Genomic DNA, 10226 nt, shown 5'->3' on the forward strand with positions numbered 1-10226 from the left:
CATTTTTCATACCGTGGGTTTCCTTACTGTCGCTTGATTTAGGGTACTTCTAGGAGATCATGGTTTGAAGAAGTAAGGAAACATCATGGAAAAAGAATTAACATTCTCAGACCTTGGGATTTCAGCGGAAATCTTAAGGGCGGTAGAGGACATGGGCTATACCCATCCATCTACTATTCAATCACAATCTATACCTCTTTTATTGGAAGGACGAGATGTCATCGGTCAGGCTCAAACGGGAACTGGTAAAACTGCTGCATTTGGTATACCTATCATCGATCAGGTAGACACATCCATCAATAAGCCACAAGCTTTGATCCTTTGTCCAACCCGTGAATTGGCGGTACAGGTAGAAGGTGAAATCGTAAAACTTTCAAAATACAAAAGAGGACTTTCTTCGACTTGTATATATGGTGGTGAAGCGATTGACAGACAGATCAAAAGCTTAAGGAAGGGTGTTCAGATTGTAGTCGGTACTCCTGGAAGAATCATGGATCACATGGACAGGGGTACATTAAAGTTGGATATGGTTAGTATCATCATTTTGGATGAGGCAGACGAAATGCTGGACATGGGCTTCAGAGAGGACATTGAAAATATCCTCAGCGATTGTCCTGAAGAAAGACAAACTGTCTTTTTCTCAGCAACTATGCCAAAGCCAATTTTGGACTTAACTAGGAAATTCCAAAATAATCCTGCACATGTAAAAGTGGTTAGAAAGGAATTGACAGTAGAAAATGTCACTCAGGTATATTATGAAGTTAAGCCATCATTAAAAATAGAATTGATGACCAGGTTAATGAACCTGAATCAATTTAATCTAAGTGTGGTATTCTGTAATACCAAAAGAGTAACTGACGAAGTTACTGAAGAATTAATCGCAAGAGGTATTCAGGCCGAGGCTCTTCACGGAGATCTTTCTCAAGCACAGCGTACCAAAGTGATGAACAAGTTCAGAAAAGGACATTGTTCGGTATTGGTTGCCACAGATGTTGCGGCTCGGGGTATAGATGTGGATGATGTCGAGGTGGTTTTCAACTTTGACCTTCCTTTGGACGAAGAAAATTATGTTCATAGAATCGGTAGAACTGGCAGGGCCGGTAAATCCGGGGCTGCAATAAGCTTTGTAACCGGAAGAAAAGACATGTTCAAAATTAAAGATCTTGAAAAATTCATCAAGACTTCGATTTCCAAAATGTCCCCTCCATCTGTTTCAGATCTTATTGAATTGAAAAAGACCCAATTTGTGAAAGATGTCCATAGACAATTGAGCAAAGAAGGTGATAATAGTTTCTATGAGGATATTATCGGACAACTTTTAACAGAAGGTCTTAGCATTGAACAAGTAGCTTTGGGATTGGTAAAAATCCAATTGGCCGATACAGTTCACGAAATGGAAGATCAGAACTTTGAACTTGATCTTGGAAGAGACAGGGACAGAGGATCTAGAAGAAATGAAGGCGGAAGAGAAAGAGACTTTGGACGTGGAAGAGAGACCGGGAGAGGTAGAGAAAGATCTGGCAGAAGTGAAGGCGGAAGAAGTGAGAGCAGATATGGCAGAGATCGAAGTGAGAGAAGCGAAAGACCTGAGAGAAGTGATAGAGGTGACAGAACCGAAAGAAGCCCAAGGGAGAAAGGTGTTAGAGAGCCTGGAATGGCCCGTCTTTTCCTAAACTTAGGAAAGAAAGACCGTATCAGACCAAATGATATCGTAGGAGCAATTGCAGGTGAAACCGGAGTTCCTGGAAGATCAATCGGTGGTATCGATATTTTCGACAACTTCTCTTTCGTGGATGTACCTCAAAAAGATGCTGATCACGTAATCAGCGTGATGAGAAACAATACCATCAAAGGAATAACTGTCAACATGGAAATCTCCAAAGGTTGATCTTAGGAAGGAATAAATTATAGCGTTATAAAATTTAAGATAAAGCACGGTCTTTCAGAGATCGTGCTTTTTTTATTTGATTTGCTACCTGATTCAAAATGGATTCCGTATTTTCGTTAAATAATCACCAAAAATATGCAGCTTTTTTTTCATGAAAATACGCAAGACAAGGACTTCCAATTAGACCCTGAGGAATCAAAACACCTCATCAAGGTATTGAGAAGAAAACAGGGTGACAAAGTCAACTTCACTGATGGTAAAGGCTGTCTTTACACCTGCGTCATCACGGTTGCCGATCCCAAAAAAGCCATCCTTTCCATCGAAGAAAGAAATTTTGTACCGGAGGATGATTACTATATACATCTGGCAATCAGTCCGACCAAAAATGCCGAAAGGATGGAATGGATGATCGAAAAAATCACAGAAATCGGCGTACATGAAATCAGCTTTATGCAATCCGAACATTCTGAAAGAGGAAACCTAAAATTTGAACGTTTGGAGAAAAAGATCATCTCTGCCTGTAAACAAAGTCTCAAGACCCGTGTTCCTAAATTAAACGCTGTGGTACCAATGGAAGAATTAGTGAAGGATAAAAAATTCGATACCTATCAAAGATTTATCGCTTATGTCGACAAAGAAAATGACAGGCATCTATTTGATAAAGCAAAAAAAGATAATGCCTACATCATTCTTATTGGACCTGAGGGGGACTTCTCCCAACAAGAACTTGATTTGGCATTCAAACACTATTTCTTGCCCTGCTCTTTGGGAAAAAGCCGATTAAGATCTGAAACGGCTGGACTTGCAGCAGTACACACATTACAACTTATCAATAATCTGGATTTATAATGAAAAAGATCTTTTTGTATAGTGCCTTGATTTTATTTCTATCCTCCTGTCAAACCATTTCTGAAGATAAATCCACGGCTGTAGGATTAGATGGTTGGCTAGAAGGGAATAGTGAAGAAAAATTTGAAGAAATCGCTCATCAACTCGGAGGATTCAGTCGTACTATGGTGGAAGTATCCTATAGGTATTCAGAATTATACTGGGCTGGAATGGATGAGAATTGGGGCTATGCAGACCATCAGGTCGAACACATCATCGAAGCCATGGAAGATGGATTGAAAAGAAGACCTGTCAGGACCGAGTCTGCGGAAGATTTCATGGAAACCACGCTTCCTGAGTTAGAAGCAGTTATTCTTAAGAAAGACAAGGAGGAATTTATCAAAGGATTCAGAGCTTTGACTTCAGCTTGTAATGCCTGTCATGCCAAAGAGGGTGAATCCTTTATCATGATTCAAGAACCTCCGAACCGCCTATCTCCAGTTAGATGGTAAATGCAAAAAGTCGAGTATCTTATTTATTTGGAGGATTCAAAAAATTAATTTTGCAGAATTCGTTTTTGCTAAAATAAACAGAAAACATTTCGGATGGATTTTGAAGAAAATACTGTTGTGACCGACAAAGAACAAGAGGGTAAAAAAGATGGTCTAAGTATTTTGCTTACCACCGACGAGGATGATACCAGGCCGGTATATCTCTCAGGTAATTTTAATAACTGGGCTACCCAAGACAGAAGGTATCTTTTACAGAAAGTATCTAATGGTAAATACTCTTTTAGATTTCCAGATGATTTTATATTTCCCAATGAACTGATCTATAAATTCACTAAAGGTGACTGGTCGGAGGTAGAAATTGACAAGTATGGTAATAAAACCCCAAACCGAATCAGTAATAAAACATTTGGGATTCAAGAAGAGCATGTTCCGAAATGGCGTAAAAACTGGCTTCCTTACAGGCCTAGCCAACTGCCTAAAGTCCATTTGATATCTGAAGAATTTGAAATACCACAACTGAACAAAACCCGGAAGGTTTGGGCATTACTTCCTTATGATTATGAAACCTCAGCGGAACATTATCCTGTGCTATACCTACAAGATGCTCAAAACCTCTTTAATGAAAATGCCCCTTTTGGCAATTGGCAAATAGATAAAAAGCTAGCTGTAATGTCTGATTATGGCATTGGTAAAATAATTATCATTGCCATAGAACATGCTGAAAAAGAGCGGGTATTGGAATACAACTTCGGTAAGACACTGCTAGGTCAGGGCGAAGGAAAAAAATACATCCGTTTTATTGCAGACACTTTAAAGCCATTTGTGGACAAAAATTTCCGAACCAAATCTGAAAGGGAATATACAGGTATCGGAGGAAGTTCTATGGGTGGCCTTGTCAGTATTTTCAGTGGTCTCATTTATCCTGAGGTCTATGGAAAATTGATGATCTTCTCCCCTTCCCTTTGGGTAATACCAAAAATCAAATTCTCCTTCCTTGATTTTTTTGAGCCCATGGATACAAAAGTTTACCTCTATGCTGGGGGGGATGAAAGTGGAACCATGATCCGTCATGTGAAAAAGTTTAAGAAAAGACTTTTGAAAAGAGAATCCAATCGGGAAAGGATGAAGGTCAAACTTAGCATCAATATGGAAGGAAAACACAGTGAAACCTACTGGAGTGACGAATTCCCCAAAGCCATTGAGTGGCTGTTTTTTAGTAACAAAGAAGGGGATATTTAAAAAAATATCCAGTCAATTTGAAATTAAATTCTGGTCATCTCCATTTATTTCTCATTAAAAAAATATGAAATTAAACATTTTAAAATCTGACAATAAATTTAAAGGATTGGTTCTTATCCCTATCATTGAATTCGATGAAGTAATAGAATTACCTGATGGATTTTCACAAATCGAGGTATCCAAAAATCTTTTTTCAGGGAAAAAGGATACACAATTTATCATTGAAGATAAAATAAATGAGAGAATCTATGTACTACTGGGACTTGGAAAAACCCCTGAATATCATGTTGTAAAAACCATATTCAGGAGATTGACAGCCAAACAGGAATCATTGATAGGAGAAGATATTCTTTTGGTTTTTTCAGGTGGTGTAGAAACTGATTTGATTGAAGCGGCTGTTTCTGGTCTTATACTTGGCACCTACAGATTGGGGCATTTCAAAAATTTGGAAACTGAACCAAAAAATTGGGAAGACTTAACTTTATCAATCATCTCATCACATAAAAATGCATTAGAAATTGCTGAAAAAGGAATAAAAATAGCCAATGCCCAATTACAGGCTTTTAAGCTGGTGGACTTGCCCCCCAACAAAGCTACCCCTGAATACTTGGCTGAATGGGCCAAAAAGACCGGTAAACATTTTGGTATCAGTGTAAAAGCATTTGATCGGAAAAAAAGTGAAAAAGAAGGGTTAAAAGCATTTCTGGCAGTAGCTCAAGGGAGCCAAAAGGAACCGCAATTCATCATCATGAAATATCGTCATAAGGAAGCCACCAAACATTTTGGCCTTGTTGGCAAAGGTGTGACCTTTGATACTGGAGGTCTCAATATCAAAATTGCCGGTATGGTCCACATGAAATGTGACATGGGAGGTGCTGCATGTGTTTTGGCTGCAATGCAACTGATCGCTGACCTTCAATTGCCTGTGAATGTAACCGCAGTAGTACCCTGTGTAGAAAATGTCATCGATAGTCAATCCTTCGTGCCATCTGATGTTATCGGTAGCCATAGTGGGAAAACCATAGAAATAATCGATACCGATGCCGAAGGAAGATTGATTTTAGCTGATGGGCTGTCTTACATCATAAAAAATCATCAACCTGACACCGTCATTGATTTTGCTACTCTAACAGGAAGTGCCGTAGGCACTTTTGGTTATGAATGTGCTGCATTATTTTCAAATGATAATGAGCTTTCTCAGAAACTACAGGGCGGTGGAATGGCCATTAATGAGAAAGTTTGGCCTCTCCCCCTATGGGATGCTTACAAATCTGAAATGGACAGTGACATTGCCGATATCAAAAATTTCCATGGAAAACCAATTGCAGGTGCGATTACTGCGGCAAAATTTTTACAGGCTTTCACTGAAAATCATCCTTCTTGGGCACACATTGACATCGCTGGAACTGCCTTTGGTGATTCAGAATTTGCAAAAACCAAACACGCAACTGCATTTGGTGTGCATTTATTAATTAAATTGTTGGAAAATAAATAAGCCATGAGTGACAGCAAAAAAACCTTTTTGTGCATTTCCAATTATTTTAAAGGAAGTGCCTTCCTGATTTCATTAAAAAAAGCTGGAAATACCGTATTCCTCATTACAACTGAAAAACTAAGGGAAAGCCCTTGGCCATTCGAATTCATTGATGAAGTTTTTTATATGCCCGGACAGGATCTCGATTGGGATCTTGAGACACTCCTTTTTGGAGTGGCAGGCATCATGAAAACCACATATATTGATGCCATCGTAGCTTTGGATGATTATGATGTTGAAAAGGCTACATTTTTAAGAGAAAATCTTAGGATCCCTGGAATGGGCCAAACCACAGGAAGGTATTTCAGGGATAAATTGGCTATGCGAATGAAGGCTCAATCCGCCGGAGTTTTGGTGCCAGCTTTTTCTGCAATCTTGAACGATACCGAAATCAACAATTTTGCAGATAATGTACCTCCGCCTTGGGTATTAAAACCCCGTTCTGAAGCTTCTGCACATGGAATCATTAAAATTTATGATAAAGAAAGCCTATGGCAAAACATCCACGAACTTGGTGATAACAGGGTGAGGTATCTAGTAGAACAATTTAGGCCGGGAGATGTGTATCATGCCGACAGCCTGAATTTGGAAGGAAAAACTTTATTTTGTACTGTTTCAAGATACTTGGCCACACCCATGGAAATTTCTCAAGGTGGTGGAATATTTAGAAGTGCAAATGTTCCATATGGCTCCGAAGATGAAAAAAACATTAATGAAGCCAACAAAAAAGTAATGAGGGCCTTTGGAATGAAAAGTAGTGCTGCTCATACTGAATTCATTAAAGGAAAAGAGGATGGTGAAATTTACTTCTTGGAAACCTCTTCAAGAGTTGGTGGCGCACATTTGGCAGAAATGGTGGAAGCTGCGACAGACATAAATCTTTGGGCAGAATGGGCCAAAATCGAAGATGCAATTGCCAAAGGAATGAAATATAAGCTCCCAAAAGTCAAAAAGGGATATGCGGGAATTGTCCTCACACTTTCAAAATTTAAGGATCCTGACCTTTCATCATTTGATGATCCTGAAGTGTTTTTGAAAGTTCCATTAGATTACCATGCAGGTATAATCGTAAGTTCGGACAATCATGCTAGGGTTAGAGAATTGTTGGATAATTATGCGGAAAGGCTAACGAGAGATTTTTCCACTGTAGCCCATCAGGAAAAAATAAAAAAATTCCATTAAAAAAGCCGGAGATTTTTTTCTCCGGCCGAGCTATTTATCGGGTCTACATCTTGGGCGATATTTGCGACGATTCTGCTTACTCTTTTTATTCTAGGGCTTATATTCTTTTATATCTCTAAATTCTAAATCTTAGCATGCAACCAAGATTTCTTCAGAAATTATTTCTTTTGAAATCTCCTCAAGAATCTGAGGGAATTTTTTCATTTGGACTGATTTATCTACAACCCAATCAAATCCTTGACGTAAATAAATTTTCCTTAACAAAGGTCCAATGTGCGATTTGCACAACATGATCCTGCAATCAGGATTGATTTGTTTGATCCTTTCTATGGTGAGATCGGGTGAAAATTTTCCCGAAGCAAGTTTGAGACAAACATTGATGATGACAAGATTTACATTGTTTTCCAAAATCCTTTCTTCCAGTTTTTCAAGGCAATACACGCTTCCGTCAATTACCAAAAATGGCAAATCTTGGATCATTTCTTGAATTTTAGCAGTATTACTGGGTGCAAAATCGAAAAACAATGCTTTAATCGAGGGATTTGTTAGAGTAGACATCTGCGAGATAATTTAATACACAAAACTATCTCAAACTGATATAAAAAATGGTAGTGGTAAAGCGGATTATCCTGTCATGGTTTGTACTACAAAATTTAAATCAATCCAAATTCAAATGCATATCTGATAATTTCAGAATTGTTTTGTAGTCTTAATTTGTCTAAAACACGCAACCTGTAAGTACTGATGGTATTGACACTCAGGCTGAGTTGTAGGGCTATTTCAGAAACAGTTTTTCCCGATGCAATGTGGGTCATCACTTCCATTTCCCTGTCAGACAATTTATTATGAAAAAGTATGGGCTCCTCTCCAATATTTTCGGCCATAATTTCATACACCTTCGGACTGAGGTATTTTTTCCCTTTCATTATTTTATTGATAGCCTTTTCCAATTCCTCACCTGCACTCTCTTTACTAACAAAACCTGAAGCGCCTGCTTTAAGTGTTCTCAAGGCATAATGTTCCTCCGCCTGCATACTCAAGATCAGGATTGGTACCTTGACTCCGTTTTTCCTCGCCTGCTTCAACACCTCAATACCATTGATCCCCGGCATAGAAATATCAAGAATAATCAAATCCCAACCTTCTTCATTAATCCTATTGAGGGCTTCATTGCCGGATGTCACCTCAAAAGCTTCCATGTGTGGATATGCATCTACCATGAGTTGAATAATACCTTTACGGACAATGGGATGGTCATCAGCTATCAATACTTTCATGGTATTTCTATTTAGGGCATTTCCAATTTTACTTTTGTCCCTTTTCCTTCAGCGCTTTCAATTTCAAACTTACCACCGATACTTTCTATCCGTTCCTTCATCCCAAATACCCCTAAAGATTTTTGATTTTTCAGTATTTCCGGATTAAAACCCTTTCCATTATCAGCAACTTCCAAAGCAATTTTTTCAGCACCAAAATTAACCATCACATTAACATGTGTACACTTTGCATGCCTCATGATATTAGTCAAAGACTCCTGATAGACCCTGAAGATTGCGGTGACTTTTTGGTTATCAGTTTTCTTTTCCTCTCCTAAGTACTGAAAAAAAACCGGAATACCACTGGTTTTTGTAAATTCATCAGCCTGCCATTCCAAAGCTGCTAAGAGTCCGAAATCATCCAAAATCCCTGGACGGAGGTTTCTCGAAATATTCCTGACCGTCCCTATGGTCCGATCTATCTGATTGATTACATTTCTAAGTTTTTCAGTGACAAAGGTTTCAAGATTTTGACTTTTTCTTAATATATAATCTATCTCCATTTTGAACCCTGTAAGTCTCTGCCCCAATTGGTCATGAATCTCCCTAGCAAGGCTAGCCCGTTCATCTTCCCTTGCAAGTTGCATATGGGTATTCAAATTCCTGATAGATTCATAAGAATTTTTCTGTTCGTTCTGAGCTTCTTTTCTTCCTTTTATGTCCCTAATAACAATCCCCAAAAATTCATCATTGAAAATAGCCTCTAGTTCAAGCCAAGAACCGAGAGTACCATCTCCCATTTCTTCAACAATTTTTGTCGACCCTGCTCTGGCTTTTCCAACAAAGTCAATTATACTTTGGTCAAGAGCAATGTTATTAAGGTTTGCCCCAATAATTTTATCATTGTCCAATGCCAATACCTCTGCAGCCTTTTTATTTATAAAAATTATTTGATCTTCCGTATCCAAAACTAAAAACCCTTCCGAAAAATCATCCAAAAGCATCAGGATTTTTAGAGCCACATTATCATTTTTATTAAAATATTTCTCCTCAAACATATTTTTTTCGAATATCTCTTCCAATAAACAAAAATCAATCCTATTTCCCATTTTGAATATCTCTTTTTTGGAGGATAAAACTAAATTTGGTTTACTTAATTCTTTATGAATTGGTATCGTAGCAATAATGTCGAATGATCGATGACCCATGTTAGGTGGTGAGAAGATTGAAAAAGAGGGAAAAATTGACAAGGATAGTACGATATGAAAATCATGAAATATTAATTTTACATTCTTGCAATCTTGCAATTCTAAATTCCTCCGTTAAACCTATTTGTCACTTGCTTCTTTAGACATTTTGCTATTTTTAGGCAAATAAATCCAAAAGCCCACATTATGCTTAAAAGAACATTTTCAATCATTGCATTTTTCTGTCTTATTACTGCCTCCTTTTCTCAGGGTAATCTTGAAAAATGGGAACAAAGAGCTCAAAACACCGAGATCGTTCGTGACCAATGGGGTATTCCGCACGTCTACGGAAAATCAGATGCTGATGCAGTTTTTGGAATGATCTACGCCCAATGCGAGGATGACTTCAACCGGATAGAAGTAAATTACATAACAGCTATGGGAAGAATGGCAGAAGTGGAAGGTGTTAATCAAGTTTTCGCAGATCTCAGAATGAAGCTGTATATAGATGAAGAAATTGTCAAAAAAGAATACCAAAACTCCCCGCAATGGCTCAAAAATCTAATGGATGCCTGGGCCGATGGAATCAATTATTTCCTC

The 10226-nt window shown here is 38.2% G+C and carries 10 protein-coding genes; 7 read left to right on the forward strand and 3 right to left on the reverse strand.

Annotated elements, in window-relative coordinates; all coding sequences use genetic code 11:
- The first annotated feature begins 85 nt into the window (after nucleotides 1-85).
- From ACEW8U_RS05420 to ACEW8U_RS05445, 6 genes are all read left to right on the forward strand, one after another.
- Nucleotides 86-1888, forward strand: coding sequence for a DEAD/DEAH box helicase (locus ACEW8U_RS05420; RefSeq protein ID WP_373521020.1), 1803 nt, complete (start codon nucleotides 86-88; stop codon nucleotides 1886-1888).
- Between the two features lie 135 nt (nucleotides 1889-2023).
- Nucleotides 2024-2737, forward strand: coding sequence for a 16S rRNA (uracil(1498)-N(3))-methyltransferase (locus ACEW8U_RS05425; protein WP_373521021.1), 714 nt, complete (start codon nucleotides 2024-2026; stop codon nucleotides 2735-2737).
- Entirely contained in the window at nucleotides 2737-3228 is a 492-nt protein-coding gene (locus ACEW8U_RS05430) for a hypothetical protein (RefSeq protein WP_373521022.1), read from the forward strand. Before ACEW8U_RS05425 ends, ACEW8U_RS05430 begins: the two co-directional genes overlap by 1 nt.
- Nucleotides 3229-3321: 93 nt before the next feature.
- A complete protein-coding gene (locus ACEW8U_RS05435) occupies nucleotides 3322-4467 on the forward strand; it encodes an alpha/beta hydrolase (protein ID WP_373521023.1) in 1146 nt (381 codons plus the stop codon).
- Between the two features lie 64 nt (nucleotides 4468-4531).
- Nucleotides 4532-5962: a M17 family metallopeptidase gene (locus ACEW8U_RS05440; RefSeq protein WP_373521024.1), complete on the forward strand. Its 1431-nt coding sequence runs from the start codon at nucleotides 4532-4534 to the stop codon at nucleotides 5960-5962.
- 3 nt (nucleotides 5963-5965) lie between these two features.
- Nucleotides 5966-7183, forward strand: coding sequence for an acetyl-CoA carboxylase biotin carboxylase subunit family protein (locus tag ACEW8U_RS05445; RefSeq protein WP_373521025.1), 1218 nt, complete (start codon nucleotides 5966-5968; stop codon nucleotides 7181-7183).
- Nucleotides 7184-7312: 129 nt separating this feature from the next.
- Here the strand turns inward: ACEW8U_RS05445 and ACEW8U_RS05450 are convergent, their stop codons facing one another.
- From ACEW8U_RS05450 to ACEW8U_RS05460, 3 genes are all read right to left on the reverse strand, one after another.
- On the reverse strand, nucleotides 7313-7741 hold the full coding sequence (locus tag ACEW8U_RS05450; RefSeq protein ID WP_373521026.1) for a hypothetical protein: 429 nt from the start codon (nucleotides 7739-7741) through the stop codon (nucleotides 7313-7315).
- Between the two features lie 95 nt (nucleotides 7742-7836).
- Nucleotides 7837-8460 carry a response regulator gene (locus tag ACEW8U_RS05455; RefSeq protein ID WP_373521027.1) on the reverse strand — a complete coding sequence of 208 codons (624 nt, stop codon included), beginning with the start codon at nucleotides 8458-8460 and terminating at the stop codon, nucleotides 7837-7839.
- 11 nt (nucleotides 8461-8471) lie between these two features.
- Complete coding sequence (locus ACEW8U_RS05460) at nucleotides 8472-9548, reverse strand: ATP-binding protein (RefSeq protein ID WP_373521028.1); 1077 nt, start codon at nucleotides 9546-9548, stop codon at nucleotides 8472-8474.
- Nucleotides 9549-9833: 285 nt separating this feature from the next.
- Here ACEW8U_RS05460 and ACEW8U_RS05465 point away from each other — a divergent pair.
- The coding region (locus ACEW8U_RS05465; protein WP_373521029.1) for a penicillin acylase family protein at nucleotides 9834-10226 on the forward strand (393 nt) is incomplete at its 3' end.

The organism is Aquiflexum sp., from assembly GCF_041751335.1.
Classification (GTDB): domain Bacteria; phylum Bacteroidota; class Bacteroidia; order Cytophagales; family Cyclobacteriaceae; genus Aquiflexum.